The 21,213-nt window shown below is 40.5% G+C and carries 20 protein-coding genes; 10 read left to right on the forward strand and 10 right to left on the reverse strand.

Translation table 11 applies throughout. The features are described 5' to 3' along the window. The first annotated feature begins 187 nt into the window (after nucleotides 1-187). The 5 genes from AC1D7X_RS12140 (at nucleotide 188) to AC1D7X_RS12160 (ending at nucleotide 5,904) form a co-directional block, all read left to right on the forward strand. Nucleotides 188-1,618, forward strand: a complete 1,431-nt coding sequence (locus tag AC1D7X_RS12140; protein ID WP_495455501.1) for a CapA family protein — start codon at nucleotides 188-190, stop codon at nucleotides 1,616-1,618. Between the two features lie 36 nt (nucleotides 1,619-1,654). After that, nucleotides 1,655-2,425, forward strand: coding sequence for a glycerophosphodiester phosphodiesterase (locus tag AC1D7X_RS12145; RefSeq protein ID WP_495455502.1), 771 nt, complete (start codon nucleotides 1,655-1,657; stop codon nucleotides 2,423-2,425). A gap of 8 nt (nucleotides 2,426-2,433) precedes the next feature. Then, entirely contained in the window at nucleotides 2,434-3,057 is a 624-nt protein-coding gene (locus AC1D7X_RS12150; protein WP_495455503.1) for a fumarylacetoacetate hydrolase family protein, read from the forward strand. A gap of 3 nt (nucleotides 3,058-3,060) precedes the next feature. Beyond that, nucleotides 3,061-3,879 (forward strand): DUF92 domain-containing protein, encoded by an 819-nt coding sequence (locus tag AC1D7X_RS12155; RefSeq protein WP_495455504.1) that lies wholly within the window; start codon nucleotides 3,061-3,063, stop codon nucleotides 3,877-3,879. A 78-nt stretch (nucleotides 3,880-3,957) separates the two neighbouring features. Beyond that, nucleotides 3,958-5,904 (forward strand): ABC-F family ATP-binding cassette domain-containing protein, encoded by a 1,947-nt coding sequence (locus AC1D7X_RS12160; protein WP_495475299.1) that lies wholly within the window; start codon nucleotides 3,958-3,960, stop codon nucleotides 5,902-5,904. Between the two features lie 91 nt (nucleotides 5,905-5,995). On the opposite strand, the gene AC1D7X_RS12165 is transcribed toward AC1D7X_RS12160, so the two are convergent. The 5 genes from AC1D7X_RS12165 to AC1D7X_RS12185 all read right to left on the reverse strand — a co-directional run bounded on the left by AC1D7X_RS12165 (nucleotide 5,996) and on the right by AC1D7X_RS12185 (nucleotide 9,955). Then, nucleotides 5,996-7,030: a M42 family metallopeptidase gene (locus AC1D7X_RS12165; RefSeq protein ID WP_495475300.1), complete on the reverse strand. Its 1,035-nt coding sequence runs from the start codon at nucleotides 7,028-7,030 to the stop codon at nucleotides 5,996-5,998. Continuing rightward, nucleotides 7,011-7,349: a LapA family protein gene (locus tag AC1D7X_RS12170; protein ID WP_495475345.1), complete on the reverse strand. Its 339-nt coding sequence runs from the start codon at nucleotides 7,347-7,349 to the stop codon at nucleotides 7,011-7,013. Before AC1D7X_RS12170 ends, AC1D7X_RS12165 begins: the two co-directional genes overlap by 20 nt. Before the next feature lie 190 nt (nucleotides 7,350-7,539). Further along, complete coding sequence (gene pepF / locus AC1D7X_RS12175; protein WP_495455507.1) at nucleotides 7,540-9,330, reverse strand: oligoendopeptidase F; 1,791 nt, start codon at nucleotides 9,328-9,330, stop codon at nucleotides 7,540-7,542. A 205-nt stretch (nucleotides 9,331-9,535) separates the two neighbouring features. Beyond that, nucleotides 9,536-9,715: a hypothetical protein gene (locus AC1D7X_RS12180; protein ID WP_495455508.1), complete on the reverse strand. Its 180-nt coding sequence runs from the start codon at nucleotides 9,713-9,715 to the stop codon at nucleotides 9,536-9,538. Nucleotides 9,716-9,721: 6 nt separating this feature from the next. After that, nucleotides 9,722-9,955 carry a hypothetical protein gene (locus tag AC1D7X_RS12185; RefSeq protein WP_495455509.1) on the reverse strand — a complete coding sequence of 78 codons (234 nt, stop codon included), beginning with the start codon at nucleotides 9,953-9,955 and terminating at the stop codon, nucleotides 9,722-9,724. Between the two features lie 169 nt (nucleotides 9,956-10,124). Here AC1D7X_RS12185 and AC1D7X_RS12190 point away from each other — a divergent pair, with 169 nt between their 5' ends. Further along, nucleotides 10,125-10,322 (forward strand): cold-shock protein, encoded by a 198-nt coding sequence (locus tag AC1D7X_RS12190; protein ID WP_495455510.1) that lies wholly within the window; start codon nucleotides 10,125-10,127, stop codon nucleotides 10,320-10,322. A 181-nt stretch (nucleotides 10,323-10,503) separates the two neighbouring features. After that, nucleotides 10,504-11,247 (forward strand): YebC/PmpR family DNA-binding transcriptional regulator, encoded by a 744-nt coding sequence (locus AC1D7X_RS12195; RefSeq protein ID WP_495455511.1) that lies wholly within the window; start codon nucleotides 10,504-10,506, stop codon nucleotides 11,245-11,247. 70 nt (nucleotides 11,248-11,317) lie between these two features. On the opposite strand, the gene AC1D7X_RS12200 is transcribed toward AC1D7X_RS12195, so the two are convergent. Then, nucleotides 11,318-12,649 (reverse strand): multi antimicrobial extrusion protein MatE, encoded by a 1,332-nt coding sequence (locus AC1D7X_RS12200; RefSeq protein ID WP_495475301.1) that lies wholly within the window; start codon nucleotides 12,647-12,649, stop codon nucleotides 11,318-11,320. Nucleotides 12,650-12,918: 269 nt separating this feature from the next. Between AC1D7X_RS12200 and AC1D7X_RS12205 the strand changes: the two genes are divergently transcribed. Both AC1D7X_RS12205 and pfkA read left to right on the forward strand, forming a co-directional pair. Next, on the forward strand, nucleotides 12,919-13,944 hold the full coding sequence (locus tag AC1D7X_RS12205; RefSeq protein WP_495455683.1) for a tetraprenyl-beta-curcumene synthase family protein: 1,026 nt from the start codon (nucleotides 12,919-12,921) through the stop codon (nucleotides 13,942-13,944). 21 nt (nucleotides 13,945-13,965) lie between these two features. After that, entirely contained in the window at nucleotides 13,966-14,937 is a 972-nt protein-coding gene (gene pfkA / locus AC1D7X_RS12210; protein ID WP_495455684.1) for a 6-phosphofructokinase, read from the forward strand. A 119-nt stretch (nucleotides 14,938-15,056) separates the two neighbouring features. Here pfkA and AC1D7X_RS12215 read toward each other — a convergent pair whose 3' ends face one another. The 4 genes from AC1D7X_RS12215 to AC1D7X_RS12230 all read right to left on the reverse strand — a co-directional run bounded on the left by AC1D7X_RS12215 (nucleotide 15,057) and on the right by AC1D7X_RS12230 (nucleotide 19,126). Continuing rightward, the gene (locus AC1D7X_RS12215; protein ID WP_495475302.1) at nucleotides 15,057-16,412 is read right to left on the reverse strand and encodes an MATE family efflux transporter; all 1,356 of its coding nucleotides are present in this window, start codon (nucleotides 16,410-16,412) and stop codon (nucleotides 15,057-15,059) included. A gap of 119 nt (nucleotides 16,413-16,531) precedes the next feature. After that, nucleotides 16,532-17,719: a putative glycoside hydrolase gene (locus AC1D7X_RS12220; protein ID WP_495455514.1), complete on the reverse strand. Its 1,188-nt coding sequence runs from the start codon at nucleotides 17,717-17,719 to the stop codon at nucleotides 16,532-16,534. Between the two features lie 217 nt (nucleotides 17,720-17,936). Then, complete coding sequence (locus tag AC1D7X_RS12225; protein WP_495455515.1) at nucleotides 17,937-18,125, reverse strand: hypothetical protein; 189 nt, start codon at nucleotides 18,123-18,125, stop codon at nucleotides 17,937-17,939. A 179-nt stretch (nucleotides 18,126-18,304) separates the two neighbouring features. Then, nucleotides 18,305-19,126, reverse strand: coding sequence for a YitT family protein (locus AC1D7X_RS12230; protein WP_495455516.1), 822 nt, complete (start codon nucleotides 19,124-19,126; stop codon nucleotides 18,305-18,307). A 348-nt stretch (nucleotides 19,127-19,474) separates the two neighbouring features. Between AC1D7X_RS12230 and cshA the strand changes: the two genes are divergently transcribed. Next, on the forward strand, nucleotides 19,475-21,073 hold the full coding sequence (gene cshA, locus AC1D7X_RS12235; protein ID WP_495455517.1) for a degradosome RNA helicase CshA: 1,599 nt from the start codon (nucleotides 19,475-19,477) through the stop codon (nucleotides 21,071-21,073). Nucleotides 21,074-21,213: the final 140 nt, after the last annotated feature.

Raw genomic sequence — 21,213 nt, forward strand, 5'->3', positions numbered from 1 at the left:
CTTCCTGGCTGTATTAAACAGGCCAAAGAGGTAGCCACTCGGATGGCTTCAACAACGTATGCCTAAAGAGATATGGTATTCAATAGAACTCCCGACGATTCGGGGGTTCTATTTGTTTAACTGAACCTGATATAATGAACACTAATACTAGTTTATACATTTTTACAGATGTAAGAAGGAGTGAATAATGTATCCACCACGTTCCGAAAAGGGAAAGGCTGCAAGAAGAGTAAAGAAGATGCGTTTTCGTAAGTTACGGACATTACTTAATTTATTTTTATTTTCCTTGATTGTAGTATTATTCTCTTATTACTTGATAACTAAGGATGATAAACTAGCTGAACCATTGCATGTAACAGACACTATTGTAACTGGGAATTCATCAACAGAAGGTAGCGACCTGGTGGACGCAGATCGTTCTCTTGATGCTAATCTAGAGGCAGAACAATCTAGTCCAGAAGAGACTCTGAAACAAACAGGAGTAGTAGCGAAGATTACAGAACCAACAAAGGTTGCTGAAACAGATATTGAACAGATTAAGAACACGGTTAAGGATACTCCCAAAGAATCACCAAAAGCTGAAGAGCGTAAGGAATCTACAAATCCTGTAAAACAAACGCTAAAGGATCAATCGAATGATGCCAGCGAGATCGTTCCTAATGCAGATACGATTCTTTCGTTTCACTTTGTCGGGGATATGATATTTTCGGGAAAAGTGGAGGGGATCCTAAGTCAGAAAGGGTATGATTATCCTTTTAAATACGTAGAGGAACTCTTTAAAAAGGACGATTTAACCTTCGCTAACTTAGAAACGCCAGTAACGACAGCAGGGGTTGGAGCAACAAATAAACAGTATGTATTTAAGTCCTCTCCTAAGGCTCTAGATGCTTTGAAAAAGGCAGGGATGGATGGTGTAAGTCTAGCAAACAATCATATCCTAGATCAGGGTGTTTCAGGATTGTTGGATACGTTAACCCATTTAGATGAGAGTAAGATTAAGTATGCAGGTGCGGGAAAGAATGCAGATGAAGCTTACGCACCAGAATATTTCACACGTCAAGGGATAAAAATTGCTCTTGTGGCCGTTAGTCGAGTTGCACCAGATACAGATTGGTTCGCTGAAAAGGGGAAACCAGGTGTAGCACAAGTATATAGTCCTGAAGTTGCTTTGAAGTCGATTAAAACAGCTCGTAAAAATGCAGACATTGTTATCGTCATGGCACATTGGGGAGAAGAGCGAGCTTTGCTTCCTAATGTGAAACAGACACAGCTTGCTCACCAATTTGTGGATGCGGGTGCAGACCTTGTTATTGGATCACATCCTCATGTCCTTCAAGGACTTGAGCAATATAAGGGTAAATGGATCGCTTATAGTACAGGGAATTTCATATTTACGAAATCGGCCACACCAGCGACTTGGAAGACAGCAGTCTTTGCAACAACCTGTACACCTAAGGGAGAGTGCAAGATAAAACTTATTCCTTACCACGCTGAGCTGGGTCAACCGGTACCTATGTCAGAACAAGACGGACAACGACTGTTTCAAGAAATGCAGGAATTGTCTATAGGTGGTGTGACCATTCATAAAGACGGTACAGTTGTTAAACCTAAATCATGATTCTCGTTAGTCTGTTTGGGAGGTTAAAGAAGAGTTGTGAATAATTTATGCGTAGCCCATAGAGGGTTTTCATACAAAGCTCCTGAGAATACAATGGCAGCAATAAGAATGGCTATGGCAGAGTCTTTTGTGCAATGGGTTGAAATCGACACACAACTATCGATGGATGGAGTACCCGTCGTCATTCATGATTTCAAGCTGAATCGGACGACAAATGGTAAGGGTAAGGTGAAAGATTACACGTGGGAACAATTGCAGCAATTAGATGCGGGGAGTTGGAAGGGAAGTGCTTTTAAAGGAGAAGTAATCCCTTCTCTAGATGATGTACTTAAACGATGTTGTGGGCGTCTTCGCCTGAATATTGAGCTTAAGACGCTGGGCGATATGTACCCAGGTCTTGAGCAAGCGGTTATAGATCGAGTTCGGTATTATAATATGGAGCATGATGTAGTACTAACCTCATTTGATAGTGATGCATTAAAAAGAGTGAAAGAGATCAATCCTGATATGAAAACGGGGCTGATCATTGATGCAAGACCTCTGGACTTGCTGGATCGACTTCAAACATTGCAATGTACCTTTCTGTCCATCGGAGCTTCGCATTTGGATAATACACTTGTATCTATGCTTGTCACTCAAGGGATTACAGTCATGGCATGGACTGTGGATGATGTTAGGAGTATGAAACGGCTGGCATCCATCGATTCAGAGATCATGATCTGTACCAATCGTCCTAATGTATGGAGCGAAACCTTTCTAGAACGTAAACAATCATTTTGGCAATGGAAATTCAAAAAAAAGGACTGATATAACTCATGAATTCAACCCTTCGTAATGTTTATTGTGTTGGTCGTAACTACAGATTGCATGCAGCAGAACTTGGTAATGATGTACCAAAGGAACCGATGATATTCATGAAACCTTCTCATGCGGTTATCCCACTAGATCAAAGTGTTATTACTTTGCCTAAGGATCAAGGTGAAGTACATTATGAAGGAGAACTTGTTATCCATATTGAGCGGGATTATGAACAAGGGGTTAGTGTCAACGACTTAGTGGATGTCATGGCATTAGGGATTGATTTCACTTTGCGTGATGTGCAGCAAGTGATTAAGGAAAAGGGACACCCATGGACAGCAGCTAAAGGGTTCAAGTCGTCTGCACCTCTGACCTCATTTGTCCCTTTCCCAGGGACGGATGAACTAACGTCGCAGGATTTCACGGTTGTTAAGAATAAAGTTGAAGTACAGCGTGGTAATGCGAGCGATATGATTTTTTCACTACAAAATATTGTGGATTTCATTGGCCTACATTATGGATTAGGTAAAGGTGATATCATCTTCACAGGGACTCCAGCAGGTGTTGGACCTGTGTCTTCTGGAGATCAATTTGAACTTTCGTGGGGAGATCAGCAGCTGGGAAGCTGTGTTATTGGTTAACTCATGCTGTGGATTGTGGGTAGTATATGCGCCATGATCGTGTCTGTTCTGGCTTATTGGAAGAAATCACTGGCAGTGTCAGGAGCCGTTGCAGCAACCATCATGGGAACAGTTTACTTTGCGGCAGGAGGCTTATTCTGGTTCGGTATTTTACTGGTATTCTTTGTCTCTTCCTCCGTGTTATCCAAGTTCCGGCAGAGCCATAAAGCTGAGATGGAGAAATCTTATGCAAAGACCGGACGACGTGACGCAGGGCAAGTACTAGCTAATGGTGGAATAGGAATGGTGCTATGTATTCTAAATGCGATATGGCCACATGTTGAATGGATGTATTTATTTATAGGTATTATGGCAACAGTGACTGCCGATACATGGGCAACAGAGATCGGAAGTCTAAGTTCTAAATCTCCACGATCTGTTCTGAATGGGAAGGTATTGACGGTTGGAACTTCGGGTGGCGTATCTCTCTTAGGGAGCACTGCAGCAGCTGTCGCTGGAGTTATGATCGGAGGAATGGCTTGGTTTCTACAAGTCTTAACTGGATCTTTAGATATTCAATTACATGGACTTTTGATATGGGTACTCATTGGATTAGTTGCTGGATGGGTGGGAGCATTTACAGACTCCATATTAGGCGCATCTATTCAAGTCATGTACAAGTGTCGTGTGTGTGGTAGAGAAGTTGAAGTATTACATCATTGCAGCCAACCAACAGAACATATACGTGGGTGGCTCAGAATGAATAATGATGCGGTAAACATATGGAGTTCGATCTTCGGAGGATTGGTAGGATATCTCATTGGCATTGCGATGGGGTTATAAATGAGGGTCTATAAGTGCTACAATAGAGAAGAACGCCAAGAACGATCAAATAAGAAAAGTTAGTAGGGAAAATTAAAGATGAATATATTGACTGTTGAACATATAAGTAAAAGTTACGGAGAAAAAGTGCTATTCCAAGATGCTTCATTTGGTATGGAAGACCAAGATAAGATAGGAATTGTAGGTGTGAACGGGACGGGGAAGTCAACCTTCTTACGCATTATTGCGGGATTAGAGAAGGCAGATGAAGGTCAGATTTCTATTGGGAATGCGGTTAGAATCAGAACGCTAGCTCAGAATCCTGACTTCGATCCAGAGATGAACGTTCTACAGCAAGTGTTTCAAGGTAATGATCCACAAATGAAGGTCGTACGTGATTATACCGAAACGATGGACTTATTAGAACTTGATCCTACCAATGAAACAGTGTTGGAGAGACTTCTAGATCTTAATCAAGAGATGGATACTCTTCAGGCTTGGCAACTTGAAAGCGAAGCGAAGACCATTCTGAATAAACTCGGTATTACACAGTTTGATGCTTTGATGGGTACGTTGTCTGGTGGACAACGGAAGCGTGTAGCTTTAGCTAGTGCATTGATTCAACCTTGCGAGTTGCTAATTCTAGATGAACCTACGAACCATATCGATACAGATTCGGTGGCATGGTTAGAGCAATATTTACAGAAGCGACGCGGTGCTTTGCTCATGATTACCCATGATCGTTATTTCCTCGACCGGGTGGCTAACGTTATGTTGGAGTTAGATTATGGGCGACTATTTCGATATCAAGCCAATTACTCAGCATTCTTGGAACTGAAAGCGGATCGCGAAGAGAGAGAGGCTTCAACAGAACATAAGAGACAGAATTTGCTTCGTACGGAGCTTGCCTGGATGCGTCGGGGAGCCAAAGCGAGAACTACCAAACAGAAGGCACGGATTGATCGATATGAAGAATTGAAAGATCAACAAGGCGTACAGCGTGCTGGAGCCATGGACATGTCGGTAGCTTCTAGTCGTCTTGGTCGCAAAATATTAGAAATTGACCATTTGAGTAAGACGAGTAATGGCATGACCCTAATAAAAGATCTTACTTATATTGCAGTGCCAGAGGACCGAGTAGGGATTGTTGGACCCAACGGAAGCGGGAAGTCAACCTTACTGAATCTTATCGCGGGTAGACTTCAGCCCGATGGCGGGGAACTAAGTCTTGGTACTACGGTGAAGATTGGTTACTTTACGCAAGAACATCAAGAGATGAATGAGAAGCAAAGAGTAATTGAATATATCAAAGAAGAGGCGGAAATTATCCGCACATCTGATGGAAGTACCATTACTGCGGGACAAATGTTGGAACGGTTTCTGTTTCCACCAACACTTCAATGGACACCGATCGCGAAATTATCCGGTGGAGAGAAGAGACGTCTATATTTGCTAAGAGTTCTCATGGGAGCTCCGAATGTTCTTTTACTGGATGAGCCGACCAATGATCTGGATATCCAGACGCTAGCAGTCTTGGAGCAATATTTGGATGAGTTTCCTGGCGTCGTATTCTCCGTATCCCATGATCGATATTTCTTAGATCGTACGGTAGATAAGATTGTTGCTTTTGAAGGAGATGGGAATCTCAGAGTTCATGTAGGGTCTTATAGCGAATATGAGGAATGGTTGGCTAAGAACGTGTCCAAAGGATCGGTTCCACAAAGCGTTAATCAACCTTCCGAACCCGTAATTAAATCCAAACCTGAGCCTGAGCTCAAACCTGAACCTCTAAAACCAACGGGATCCGTATTGTCAACGGAGAAAATTAAGTTCAGTTTCAAAGAACAACGTGAATATGAACAGATTGATAGTCTTATTCAGACGGCTGAACAGAATATCGTGGATATCAATCGTAAGATGGAGGAAGCGTATAGTGATTCTGCCCTTCTTCAGGAACTTATGTTGAAGCAACAGAAAGCACAACAAGAGCTTGAACTTCTGATGGAGCGTTGGACCTATTTAAATGAATTAGCAGAGAAGATGTAAGGGACTGACCACTTATTAATGATTTGTATCAAAAAAAGGCGCAGTGCTCAAGAGCACTGTGCCTTTTTATAATGTATGGAATTGTATCTGATTATTTCAAGTAAGCTGCAAGTAATTTCATGGTATTGATAACTGCTTGCTTATGTGTACGTTCCATAGCATGAGAAGCATGTACGCCTGGACCGATTAGAGCAGCACGAATGTTAGCTCCGGCTCTTAGTGCTGCAGAGGCATCTGATCCATAGTGTGGATACACATCGATAGCATATGGAATGTTCTCAGATTCAGCTAGTTCTATTAGACGGCTTGTCATATCATAATCGTAAGGTCCGGAAGAGTCCTTAGCACAGATCGATACATCGGTTTCTTTACAACTTAGATCATCACCGATACATCCCATATCTACTGCAATCATTTCCTGGATATCTTCAGGAATAAAGGCAGCACCGTGTCCAACTTCTTCATAATTAGAGATAAGAATCTTAACCGTATGGCGTGGTTTCCAATTCTCACGTTTCATGGATTCAAGTAATCCGAATAGAGCAGCAACACTAGCTTTATCATCAAGATGACGAGATTTAATATATCCACTGTCTGTGATGATAGCTCTTGGATCAAACGATATGAAGTCACCTACAGCAATTCCTAATTTCTTCACATCTTCTTTGGATTCTACAAGTTCGTCAATACGAACTTCCATATGTTCTTCTTGGCGTTTGAAATCGCGGGCATCGCTATAAACATGAACAGAAGGATGGATACTTAATATCGTTCCGGTATAAGTCTTACCACTACGTGTATGTATGGTGCAGTATTCGTTCTCGATAGCTTGAAGCATGAAGCCACCGACTAATGTAAGTCGAAGCGTCCCTTCAGACTTAATTGCACGAACCATTGCGCCTAAGGTGTCCACATGGGCACTCAGACCTATCGCACGGCTGTCATCATGTCCTGGGATGGTTAATATAGCTCCACCTTTATGATTCCATGTGAGGGGCACCTCAAGGGCCGTAGCTTCTTCTTCGATCCATTTCATGACTTGAGCGGTATAACCGCTCGGACTAGGCGTGTTTAGTAACTTCTGAAGGAAACTCAGAATATATTTCTCATTGGGTTGGATTGACAAGGGGTTCAGCCTCCTTATGATTTTCGTTATTGGGTGATGTAGTGGATGATTCGTTGGAATATCCCGTTTCTGTGATAACATGATTTAACTCATTAGATAAACGTTTGATTTCTCTTTGCAACTTATACTGCCTGAAGATCCCATATGAACCAACGATGATACCGCCTATGAGCGTACATCCCAGAATGAGCAGAATTAAAGGGATATTTACCACGTTGAAATAGAAATTAACTTCAACAGGATTAACATTAATGACTGCGAACAAAGCTGTTAATAGCGCAAACACAAGTCCAGCAATCAATGACCATTGCATTTTCATCATAACACCTCCTAAAATTTTTTTGTAGCATCACTCACAGTTAATCATCGTAAAAAAATTGCATCGAAAGCATAACCTCGGAAGCATAACCTCGGAAGCGTAGACTAAAGTTTTTTGTAGCGTAGCCCTTCAATGACAGTATAAAATCCCTTGACCTAATGGACAAGGGATTTTATAACAATAGATTATATTACTTCGTTAATTGCTCCATTTGCGTAATTAATTCTCCGAATACACTCATGGCTTCTCGGATTGGTTGAGGTGAGGACATATCCACACCTGCCTTCTCAAGAATGTTTATGGAGTAGTCACTGCCACCACTCTTAAGGAATCCAAGGTAACGATCAACCGCGGGTTGCCCTTCCTCCAAGATCTGTTTGGAGAAGCTAGTCGCTGCAGAGAATCCTGTTGCATATTTATATACATAGAAGCTGTTATAGAAGTGAGGAATACGCGCCCATTCCATACCAATCTCTTTATCTACAGCCATGTCTGGACCATGATATTTAACGTTCAGGTCATAGTAAATGTCGGTTAAGGCTTGAGGAGTAAGAGATTCACCTTGCTCAGCATGCTCATGTATGATCTTCTCGAATTCAGCAAACATCGTTTGTCTAAATACGGTTGTACGGAACTGGTCCGCATAGTAAGTTAACAGATACATTTTTTCTTTAGGATCTGTCGATTTCTTTAATAAGTAATCCATCAATAGAGCTTCATTCGTCGTAGAGGCCACTTCAGCTAAGAAAATAGTGTATTGGGCATCACGGTAATTCAACGTATTATCTGAATAATATGAGTGTAATGCATGACCCATCTCATGGGCTAACGTGAACATACTATTTAAATTTTCTTTGTGGTTCAGTAGGACGTAAGGATGAGTACCATAAGCTCCCCAACTGTAAGCGCCAGTTCGTTTACCCTCATTCTCATAGACGTCAATCCATCCGTTATCATAGCCATCTTGTAATGCAGTTAAATAATCTTCTCCAAGTGGTTTCAGACCTTCTTTAACTGTCTTCTTAGCTTCTTCATAGGTAATGTCCATTTTGTACTCATCCACAAGTGGAGCAAACAGATCATACATATGTAATTCATCGACGCCAAGTAGTTTCTTACGAAGTTTCATATAGCGATGTAGTAAAGGTAAGCTTTCATGGATCGTATCGACTAGATTCGTATAGACTTCCTTCGGAATGTTATCCCCATATAGAGACATTTCAAGCACAGAAGGGTACTTACGAACACGGGAGTAGAAAATATTCTTATTGACGTTAGCGCTTAATGTTGCAGCGATTGTATTCTTTTGTTTACCATAAGTTTCATATACCGCCTTGAATGCACGACTACGAACTTCACGGTTAGGGCTTTCAAGATACTGAATATAGCTACCGTGTGTAAGCTCAACTTCTTTGCCGTTCTCATCTTTAATCTTAGGGAATTTCATGTCCGCATTGTTAAGCATGCCGAAGATATCCTTTGGTGCTTGAGATAAATTTCCAACTTGTGCAAGAAGGGCTTCTTCAGTCTTTGTTAGTACATGAGCTTTTTCACGTTTCATTTCTTGAAGTGTGAATTTATATTCGCTTAAAGCTGGATCAGCAATGAATGCATCAAGTGTAGCATCTGGAAGTGCCAGAAGTTCTGGTGTTACGAAAGATAATGCTTCGCTTGCATTAACGCTTAATTTTTTTGCCTTTTCAGTTAGTGCTTGGTATGTAGGGTTAGTTGTATCCTCATCAAGATGCATATGGGCATATACATAAAGACGTTCCACGTGGTAGGAAATATCGTCGTCTAAGGCAAAGCATTCTTTTACGGATTGAACTGACTCTAGCTTACCTTGATAGTCAGATGCTTTGGTAATTTTCTTCTTCACTTCATTGTAAATTTGGTCCCAAGCTGCTTGGTCTTTAAATAAATCATCTAATTTCCATTGATTATCCTTAGATACTTCTGAGCGTTTCAATAATTGGTCCATGGGAATCCTCCTTAAGTGTGTGTTTAAAGGTTGGGCTCCTTGTAAAGCTTCAATTGATGAAGAAAAGGGACTGGACAAAATACTAAGGGCCATGATGAGCGATACAGACTTGGTTGAAATAGCCAAAGTTGTACCTCCTTTACATATGCGATCAGCCCATAGTATATCCAGTCCTACCCATGTTTATTAATATTTTCTCATCAATTTAGGAACCCATGTTTAGAAAACTGAATATTATTAAGATAAAGGCAATGAGGATCATGACGATGGCAGTAAGAGCCATCCAACGCCTTAATGAAGGCGGGACGGAGTTCTTGCCCATGACTAGGACAGCACCTAAAGCAAAAGCTACAATGATAAAGATGAGAGTATCACTTGAATCCATTGATAACTATACTCCTTTAAAAGCAGCCATGATCTCGCGCCACTCATCTTCTTTATCCTTATACTCTTCTTTAGGAAAACGATTGTTAGCCCAATGCATTAGCGCAGGCCGACTAAGAAACGTTTGCGTTTCTTCTCCCCATTGATCTGAGATCTCGCGAAGGACAATATACTTTCCTTGAACTTCGATGGTCATCATATTCCAGTTGTCTTTTTTGTATATTTCATGTTTTTTTATCATATGCACATATCTCCGTTTGCTCTTTTGATAAAATGATAACGCAGACCTACTTATAAAAGCAAATAAAAACGGAGATATCATAATATTGGTTGCGAAAACAATGATAAAAATCATGAGGTATCATTTTCACAATCGCTTTCATTGGCGGTATTTTTAGGAGGTTGTTCATTTGAAGGGAACAGTTAAATGGTTTAATGCGGAAAAAGGGTATGGTTTTATTCAGGTGGAAGGTGGCGAGGATGTATTTGTTCACTTTTCTGCCATTCAAGGTGAGGGTTTCAAGACGCTAGATGAGGGTCAATCGGTTGAATTCGAAGTCACTGAAGGCAATCGAGGACCTCAAGCAGCTAACGTGATCAAATTATAACAATCAAATCTGATGTTTCGAATGATATAATATCGGTAGTTTGCACAATTTTCTTCATTGAGAATTGTGCTTTTTTGTTGCTTTTAGTGGGAAAGGTATCAATCCTACTTTGACCGATTCTACAACAGAATGATACACTGTAAGGGATGAAACATACAATTTTATAGGGAGCGCTACCGTTATGAAGTTTAAATTATTTAAAGATCGCAAAGGGAAAGCAGATCAGGCTAAGAATAATAAATTCGTAAAGCTTGGCCGTGAAATTTATGTACAAGCACGTAAGGGTGGGCCTAATCCAGAAGCCAATTTCGGATTGAAGACAGCTATCCATAATGCACGTCAGATTAATATGCCTGTTGATAACATTGAACGTGCTATCAAAAAAGCTACGGGAAATGGTGACAACGTAGAGTATGACGAAATTTATTATGAAGGTTACGGCCCCGGCGGTGTAGCAATCATGGTGAAATGTCTAACAGACAACCGTAATCGTACGGCTGCTGATGTAAGATCGATTTTTAATAAGCGTGGTGGAAACATGGGTGAGTCGGGTTGTGTATCATACATGTTTGACCAAAAAGGTATGCTTGTTATTGACCGTGAGAAATTTGAAGATCTAGATGAAGATACACTTATGTTGCAAGCGATTGATGCTGGAGCAGAAGACGTAATCACCAATGAAGAGAGCTTTGAAGTGTTAACTCATCCTCATGAGTTTGAAGCGATCAAGGGTGTTTTGGAAGGGGCTAATCTTGAATTTAGTAGCTCTGAAGTACGTTGGATTCCACAGAACACCATTGATGTGGAAGGCGAGAATGCGGAGAAATTGCTACGTATGATGGATGCTTTTGAAGATAACGATGATGTACAAGATGTTTATACGAACTTCGAAATCAGTGAAGCAGAGATTGAACGTATTGGATAAGGATTTTTTTAAGATTACAACAAATGCACTGACCCTTGAGAATGAAAAGGTCAGTGCATTGTTGTGTCTTCTAATGATGCTTTAACGTGTGTCGTTTGTGATTTAGGGAAGGCTCTCTGCTAGAACGTCGTATAACGATCCACACGATGGACAATTCTGCGAGTAATCCTAAGGATTGCGATATTGCGCCGACCATTCCATTCCATCCTGGAGAGAAAAATACGAGAATACATAAGACAATAATTGTACATATAGCATTAGCTGTCTGAGAACGGAACATCGTCTTTGTCTGTCCTCGAAGGAGAATTAGCCCATTCCCATAGTCAAGCCACGGCATGACCAGTGGATATAACACAAAGGCACGCAAGGTAAGAAGACTTTCAGTGAGCAGATCACCGGTCACATTCATCAAATGTTCTAACACCCAAGGACCAAGAGGGGTATAAGCGGTACTTACTAGTAAGAAGAATGGAATAAATCCTATGCTAAGCGCGAACTTCTTCACCAGAGCAGGATTATTATAATGGAAATTGAGTACGATTTGATGAATATAAGTGAAGAAACTCAGCATTAATTGCATCAAACTACTAGCAACGGTAAATGCAGATATGGCCAAAATAATACCTGTTGTTTTTCCAAGCATGATATTAATAACAGGGCCAATAAACATAGCAATGAAAGATGATAGCAGCAAAGGTTTATAGAAATCGAAGACGTGACCTTTGGTCTCTATAGGATGATCTACCTGCTTCTTTGGCATTTTGCGTACGATATGATGGCCTTCCCAATAGCTAACAGCGGCTTCAATGATCATACCTGCTAAGAAGATAATAGCTCCAACACGTCCACTAGAAATATTATCCGAAAGAACAAAATATAAAGATAAAATATACATAACAGAAAGGCGAATAGCCATCCCGATCGTTAGCCATTTTGTGCGATTATGGGTTATTATAACACCTTGATAAATATTACGAATAACAGAGAAGACACTAACAAACATAAGAATCTGATACACATCGATCACAGAGGATAAGAGACTAGGGTCCACTCCAAATAAATATTTAAAAATACCATGTCCAACAGGGCTATAAACGATAATGAATCCTATAAGCATAACAAAGGCTAAGAATGCTTTGGTTATATAGTTCACGGCTTGGAAGGATATACGATCTCTTACAAGTGCTGAACAAGTCTGCCTTAACAATGTAGATGGACGTTCAGTTATCGTTAAAAGGCTGCTGGCGATGGCATAACTCGCTATAACGGTTTCTGGATTTGCAGCTCGAGCGAGAGTACCATTAATGATGACATGTGATATGGTTACAAGTGATGCTGATATCCCAAGGGGTATAAAAAATGTGAACAACCGCCTCCAAGAGAGTGGTTCGTCAATCGACATAGGAATAAACTCCTTAAAGTTGTAGTTATAAAGTAGCGATAGTATATCATATTCATGAAAAAATGGATGTGATTTACTGGATTTCGACAAAATTCTGAATCTATAATAATAAAATGTGAAATGGTGATTTGGTTTATTTGTACAAAATGACGGTACATATTATAATAATGATGATTTATAGGACTAAGTAGATAAATAATGTGGAGGCACCGTCATTGAAAGATAATGAGCAACGCCTAAATCAAGTTCCTCGTAATCCATTAAGTCTAATGAGTCGGGTATATAAGCATATTTTACCAGAGGTGCGTAAGGAATTAAGTGCTTGGCGTCATACGGCAAGCGAGATACCGGATCCAGAACTACGGACTCAGGCACTAGCTAGCATTGATACGAAACAGTTTCATTGCCAAGGTGGTGCAGTGTATGCAACGATTGACTTACCCGATAGGAACGTACTAATACGTCTCATTGTGTCTTTTCAGACGATTAGTGATTATCTTGATAACTTATGTGACCGAAGTACATCCATGGACGCAGAAGATTTCAGGTTATTACATCAGTCCATGTTAGATGCTGTTAATCCTGATGCTAAGCAACATGATTATTATGCTTTGCACAAGGAATTAAATGATGGAGGTTACCTATCTGACCTAGTGGAGACTTGCCAGAACTGTGTACGAATTCTTCCAAGCTATGCCGTTGTAATGCCATATATAATCGATTTGGTAAGCCTATATACGGATTTACAAGTGTACAAGCATATCCACCCGGATGATCGAGAGGATGCACTATTGAATTGGTGGTCGATACACAAACACCGCACTCCTCATTTGGAGTGGCAGGAATTCGCTGCTGCTACAGGGTCGACGTTAGCTGTTTTTATGCTGTTTCTTGCTGCAACTGATACCGGATTATCCGATGATGGAGCAGCTTCCATTCATAAATCTTATTTTCCACATGTATGCTGCCTACATATTATGTTGGATTATTTAATTGACCAGGAAGAGGATCAATCGGGCGGAGATCTTAATTTCTGTAATTATTATAAAGATACAGAAATGTTGCTAGAACGGATCACCATGATTGCAGAGTCTGCAAGAAGGGACGTTACAGCAATTCCTTCTTCTCCGTTTCATCGGATGATTATTGAGGGACTATTGGCCCTCTACTTATCTGATCCTAAAGTTAGTGAGCAACAGGAAGTTATTTTTGCCTCAAGACAATTGATGAAGGGGAGTCCGCTTACCCGGATATTCTTTTTCATGAATAGTCGCTGGATTCGTAAACGTTTATAAAGATAAAAGGAGGAGAGAGAAATCATGTCAGTAAAAAAAATAGCAGTATTAACAAGTGGTGGCGATTCTCAAGGGATGAACGCAGCAGTGCGTTCAGTTGTGCGTAGTGGATTGTATTATGGTCTAGAGGTGTATGGTGTTCAACGAGGTTATCAAGGACTACTAAATGATGATATATTCTCGATGGATCTACGTAGTGTAGGGGATATCATTCAACGTGGGGGAACGGTTCTTCAGTCCGCTCGATGTAAAGAATTTATGACACCTGAAGGTCAGCAAAAGGGTGCAGATATTCTTCGTAACCGTGGGATTGACGGCCTCGTAGTTATCGGTGGTGATGGTTCGTATCATGGTGCTAATAAGTTGAGTAAACTTGGAATCAACACAATGGCTCTACCAGGCACCATTGATAACGATATTTCTTTTACAGATTTCACAATCGGCTTTGATACATCAGTAAGTATTGTAGTGGATGCAATTAATAAACTAAGAGATACGATGTCTTCTCATGAGCGTTCGTCCATTGTGGAAGTTATGGGTAGACATTGTGGAGATATCGCGTTACATGCGGGTCTTGCATCAGGAGCAGAGACGATCATTGTTCCTGAGGTACCTTTCGACATGGATGAAATTGCTGAGCGTATGAAGCAGAATTTCGCGCATGGTAAACGCCACAGTATCGTAATCGTTGCTGAGGGTGCAGGTACTGGTGAGGATGTAGCTAGACAACTAGTAGAGCGTTGCCCAACATTGGAACCGAGAGTTACAGTACTTGGTCACATTCAACGTGGAGGTACGCCAACACCTGCAGATAGAAACCTTGCGAGTCGTTTAGGAGATTTCGCTGTGCGTATGCTTATTGCCGGCGAATCGGATAAAGCTTGTGGTATTATTAGAAATGAATTAGTTCTTACTGATATTGATAAGGTTGTTAACAGTAAAAAAGATTTCAATATCGAATTGTATGAACTAGCAGCACGTTTATCTCAATAATTTGTACTAAGAGTGTTAGACGGAATGGAAATGGCAGACCAAGATGTTATCTTGGTCTGCCATTTTTTGTATGCATTATTTTGATATCGTAGTCTCAAGTATAGGTATAGCAATGGTACTCAAGATACAGTGACTGTATCACGACGCTGAATATAGATAAGCCTTCTAAGGAGAAGGGTCGCTCCAATCGCCAATCCAGTGATCAAGCCCAACCAATAGCCGTCTGCTCCAAGAGATGCATAATTAGCTAATACATAGCCAACAGGAAGACCGATCACCCAGTAAGAGATAAAGGCAATAATGAAAGCAGGAGTTACATCTTTATAACCACGTAATACCCCCTGTGTGGGTGTCGCAATCGCATCTGATATTTGGAAGAAGATCGCATAGATTAAGAAATGTTGAATGAGTTCAATGATATGACTTTCATCTGAATAGAGAAAGGCTACCTGTTTACTAGCAAAGATAAGTATAACGGCGGTTACAAGGGATAGAACAACAGCGCTGCCGATTCCAAGAAACGCATATTGTTTGGCATCTTTAGTTCGCCCCGCACCTTTTTCAAATCCGACCAAAATAGTAAGACTCATACATATACTTAAAGGAATCATGTATAACGTCGTCGCGAAATTCAGTGCGGCCTGATGTGCCGCAATCGTAGCCGTATTAAATTGACTCATTAATAAGGTTACTGCAGCAAAGACAGCTGTTTCAAAAAAGATGGAGAATCCGATAGGTACACCTATCTTTAATAATTCTCTCCAGGCTTTTAGAGATATTCTATGGAATTTGTGAAATATGCCTAAGGAAGCAAATGATTGTTTACGATGAACAAGCCAGATCGCAATGATAAATATACACCAATACGTAATACCTGAAGCGATACCTGCTCCTGCACCACCAAGACGAGGAAAGCCCCATTTACCGAAGATCAATAGATAATTAAGGCTGACGTTAATAGGTAATGCAATAAGCGTAATGGTCATTGATATGCGGGTCTCGCCTAGTGCATCAATTAAGCTTCGTAATACTGTGTACCCGAACAAAGGGATAATTCCAATAGAGATACCTATGAGGAATCGAAAAGCAATATCGCGTACACCGGATTCTAAGTTCATCGCATGCAGCACGGGTGAAATGAGGGATCCTCCGATGAGTAATACGAGTATACCGAGAAAAATAGAGAGCCAAAGGGCTTGTATAACTTGATAGGAAACTCTATTCGATTGGTGGTTTCCTATTAGTTGAGACACGATGGGGGTTAGTCCCATGAGAATTCCGCTAAGTCCAACTTGAATAGGTACCCAGAGACTAGAACCAATGGCAACCCCAGCAAGATCAATGGAGCTAGACTTACCTGACATATTCGTGTCAAAGAAAGTGATAGCTGATAATGTAATTTGTGTAATTAAAATAGGTATTAGGATGACTAGAAATTGTTTGAATTTCTCTTTTATTGTTAAGGTTGGTTTCATACGTATCCCTTTCTAGATTACCAAGCTAATGAACTTGTAATACGTTAGATATATTCATATGCAAAAGGCCCAGGTTAGAATAACCGGGCCTTTTTGGCAAAGATTACGGCACATGTAAACTATTTGTAAGTTACACCCTTACTATATCTATTATTAGCATTCCATAAAAGATATTCGTTCACATTCATTTCTTTCATTGCGCGAATTTGCTCTTCAACTTCATGTTTACCATATTTGCTATAGTGTCCACTTCCGAGCCAACTAGCGGTGAAATCTTGAATCCAAGGTCGAATAATCGGTTTCTGCTCTCCGAGCGTCTCTAATTTCTTATGAGTGTCGACCATCGAACCTTTGATAGTCTTATAAGGTTCTTTATCTGGATTTGTAGCACCAAACCAACCTGTGGAATAATGACTTGGGTATACCATAGGTGCAATGACATCGACATTTCCTGAAATTTTGACCATATCTTGTCCAATTCCTTCAGCAGCAGGAACGGATGCAGCATACCCAAAAATATCAACCGACACACGAATGCCGAGCGGAGCCAATTCTTGGCGTGCATATTTTACGAATTCAGTGATGATATCGACACGAGATGCATCATTTTTAACATAAGTCATGGAGTCGGCACGTTTCTCAAATCCTTCTGGAAAACGAACGTAGTCAAATTGGATCTCCTTGAATCCTAGCTTTGCTGCCTCTTTAGCTAGTTCGATGTTGTAATCCCATACTTCCTTGCTATAGGGATTGACAAACGCGTCTCCGTTTCCATTCTTCCATAGTGTTCCATCCTTTTTCACAAATGAAAGTTCTGGATTCTTCGTAGCAAGGATCGTGTCCTTAAATACGACAATGCGTGCAATAGGATATACTTTATGTTTCTCTAACCGCACCATAAGTTTCTGAATATCACCAATGAAAGGTTGAGGTTTACCCAGTTCTTGAAGGATTGGGTTTTCGGTCTTATACGTTATGTATCCAGCATCATCTTTAAGGTCAATAACCATGGCATTGAGTTCAGTTGAATCAATCAGATCAAGTAACTCGGTCATTCGTGATCCACCAGCACTATAAGCTGTGACATAAATCCCCTTAACAATAGGAGCATCCGTCTGCGGGTCAACTTTGACAGTTGGTTTAGATGGATCAATTGTACCTAAGGTTGTTTCGGTCCCTTTACCTTGTGCTGCAGCTACAACGGAATGAATAGATGATTGCAACGTACTTAATGAGCCCGGGTTCTCTGCTTGCTGACCCGTCGTACTTCCCATTAATAAAACCATTAAAGCCCAAATGATGTTCATTATGTATCTCTCCCTTGGCGTATGCGTTCTCACTTTTATGATTATATAGAAATCGTGAGTAATTAAAAACAACATCTTTGTAACATTCAGTAATCTAAAACAACCTATTGTCGTTTTTAACCGTAAATGCAAGAAATAAAACAAAGATAAAAGATAAAATGCCGCCTATTCCGCCAAAAATGGGGAAGAGACGGCATGAATAACTAACTAACTTCTGTTAATGAAGATGTGCAAGATTCTGGTGTTCACAAATACTAATTTGAATAATCTCCATAGCATCATGGGGTTCAAGAATACTTAGTCCGTCTCGTAACATAATGAGGGAGTTAAGTTCTTTTTGTTTTAAGAAAGGTAACATATCAGGATACCAGCGCTTAACAATCTGAGACAGTTTGACCGATTCCATTTCCACAAAAATCACCCTTTCTCCTTTGAATTCTTACCATCAAATTTCTTGAGTAGCGAATAGGAAAAATCTTTCGACCTTAGCTGTAAGGGGTGAATCAGAATCATGGATATGAACGGAAATAGCGCATCTCTAATATACCACATTATGTGAAGACATCATATGGCATTCCGTAAAAATCATCTCCTGCGGAATGATCCCATAATGCCTACCGTTTCTACAATATTAACAAAAGCATTCGGATCTGATTGTTTGATAATTCGTTTCAGTTCTGCTAGCTCGTACTGAGTTGTAACGGTCATCAGCATATCTCGGGGTTCATGAGAGAATGCACCCTCCGTCTTGATCTTGGTAACACCACGTGGAATTTTAAGTAATTTAGAAAGTAGATCTTCGGTCTGATTGGTCACAATATATACTGTTACTTTGATGTGACTAATGTGGATGAGATCCAATACCTTACCACTGATGTAAATGGAAGCCATAGAAGCTAAGGCAACATTCCAATTGTCATTTAAATATCCTGCCGCAAGAATGACCATGCCATTCATTCCAACGATAATATTTCCAACTGGGAAATCCCTGTAACGTGTGACAAGCGAGCCAATGATGTCAAATCCTCCTGAAGATCCTCCTACTCGGAAGGACACGCCGCTTCCTAAACCAACGAGAACCCCTCCAAATACACTAGCGAGAAGATAATCCGTTACAATAAGCTTCACTGGAATAAGGGTTAGGAACCATGTGGTTGCCGCAACGGAAAGAATACTGAGACCAATGAAACGTTTGCCCAATTTAAACCAACCTGCAATAAGAATAGGGATATTGATCACTAAGTACAAGGTACTTAGACTGAAATCACTGAAATAACTGATTAGTAAGGATACTCCAGAAACACCACCACTTAATAATTGGTGCGGAATAAGAAATAAATTAAAACCGCATGCTATAGCTACGGCGCCGAGAATAACAACAAATGCATTCCAACCATCTTTTAACAAAATAAACCACCTCTTAATGTCAGCTTTATGCTAAATTTTTAAAAAACAGAGTAACTTAGTAGTAATAACAATTTGTTTTGTGATATAATGTATTGGATGTTCTTGAGTAGGGTTGTACAATAGTATTATTTTTGCATTATTTCGGCTAAATAATAACCGAATAGTCATTTAAAAGGTTAAAAATCCGGATAAAAGGTATGAACATTCAACCATTCGTTCATACAATATTTACGGCATGTATGGCTACCCTATACGTATGCCGCTACTTAAGAATACAGAGATGAATGTGGAATGTCTACTTGAACGACAAAGTGGAATGTCCACTATATAGAAGGAGCATGAATATATTTGAAAACATTTGCAGAATTTGGCTTGGAGCCTAAGATCCTCCAAGCAATTACGGAGCTTGGATTTGAAGAATCTACGCCAATTCAAGACCAAGCTATTCCTATCGCTATGTCAGGAAGAGATCTGATCGGTCAAGCACAGACAGGTACCGGAAAGACAGCAGCATTTGGTTTACCTTTGATTTCCAAAATCCCTAAAGAAGAAGAAAGAATTATGGCGTTGATCATGACCCCAACTCGTGAGCTTGCAATTCAAGTAGCAGAAGAAATCGGTAAGCTTTCTCGCTTCAAAGGAATTCGTTCATTAGCTATTTACGGTGGTCAAGATATTAGCCGTCAGATTCGTTCCCTTAAGAACAAACCTCAGGTTATCATTGGAACACCTGGACGTCTTCTTGATCATATTAACCGTAAAACAATTAAATTGACTGATGTTCAAACTGTTGTATTGGATGAAGCAGATGAAATGCTTGATATGGGTTTCATGGATGATATCCAATCCATTCTGAAGTTGGTTCCAGCAGAACGCCAAACGATGTTATTCTCTGCAACGATGCCTGCTAACATTCAGAAGCTTGCTCAGCAGTTCTTGAATAACCCTGAACACGTATCTGTTATTCCTAAGCACGTAAGTGCTCCACTTATCGATCAAGCGTACATTGAAGTTCCAGAACGTCAAAAATTCGAAGCACTTAGCCGTCTAATTGACATGGAATCTCCTGAACTTGCTATCGTATTTGGACGTACTAAACGTCGTGTTGATGAATTGTCTGAAGCTTTACAGAAACGTGGATATTCAGCAGACGGACTACATGGTGATTTGTCACAGAATCAACGTGACGCAGTAATGCGTAAGTTCCGTGATGGAAGTATTGATGTTCTTGTTGCTACAGACGTTGCAGCACGTGGACTTGATGTTTCGGGTGTAACACATGTTATTAACTTCGATCTACCTCAAGATCCAGAAAGTTATGTACACCGTATCGGTCGTACGGGTCGTGCCGGTAAAGAAGGAACGGCTTGGTCGTTCGTAACACCACGTGAAATGGATCATTTCCACTTCATCGAGCGTGTTACTCGTCACCGCATTACACGTAAACCACTTCCAACAATGGCTGAGGCTATTGAAGGTAAACAACGCGTTACAGCTGAAAGATTGCTTGAAACGTTGGAGAATGGTGATTTGAACGAGTACAAAGGCATTGCAATTCAATTGTTGGAACAATATGATTCCGTTCAATTGTTAACTGCAGCTATGAAATTATTGACTGGTGAGAAAAAGGATACAGATATCCATTTGACTCCAGAAGATCCAATGCGTGCGAAACGTCGTAAACCAGACATTCGTAACGGTCGTAAACCATCAGGTAGCTACGGTGGTTCACGTAATGGATCAGGTTCAGGTGGTAGCGGTAGTGGTAATTATCGCCGTGATCGTGATAGCAGTGGTGGCGGAAGTCGCGGTGGATACGCAGGTAAAAGCAGCTACAACAAAGATGGTGGAGCTAGTCGTGATTCTTCTGCACGTACGAACAAACCACGTCCAAGCAGTAGCAACACTAGCCGTCCAGCTAAACGTCCTGACAGTTCTTTCGAATAATAGGATGATCATAAATAAAAGACGAAGAGTATTATACACTTCGTCTTTTTCTTTATGCTCAATAATTACATGAGATAGCATATACATAACTAGAAATTGGGAGATCTAAAGTACCTAACGTATCTTTTGAAATTAGACAC

This window comes from Paenibacillus sp. Y568 (assembly GCF_059445545.1).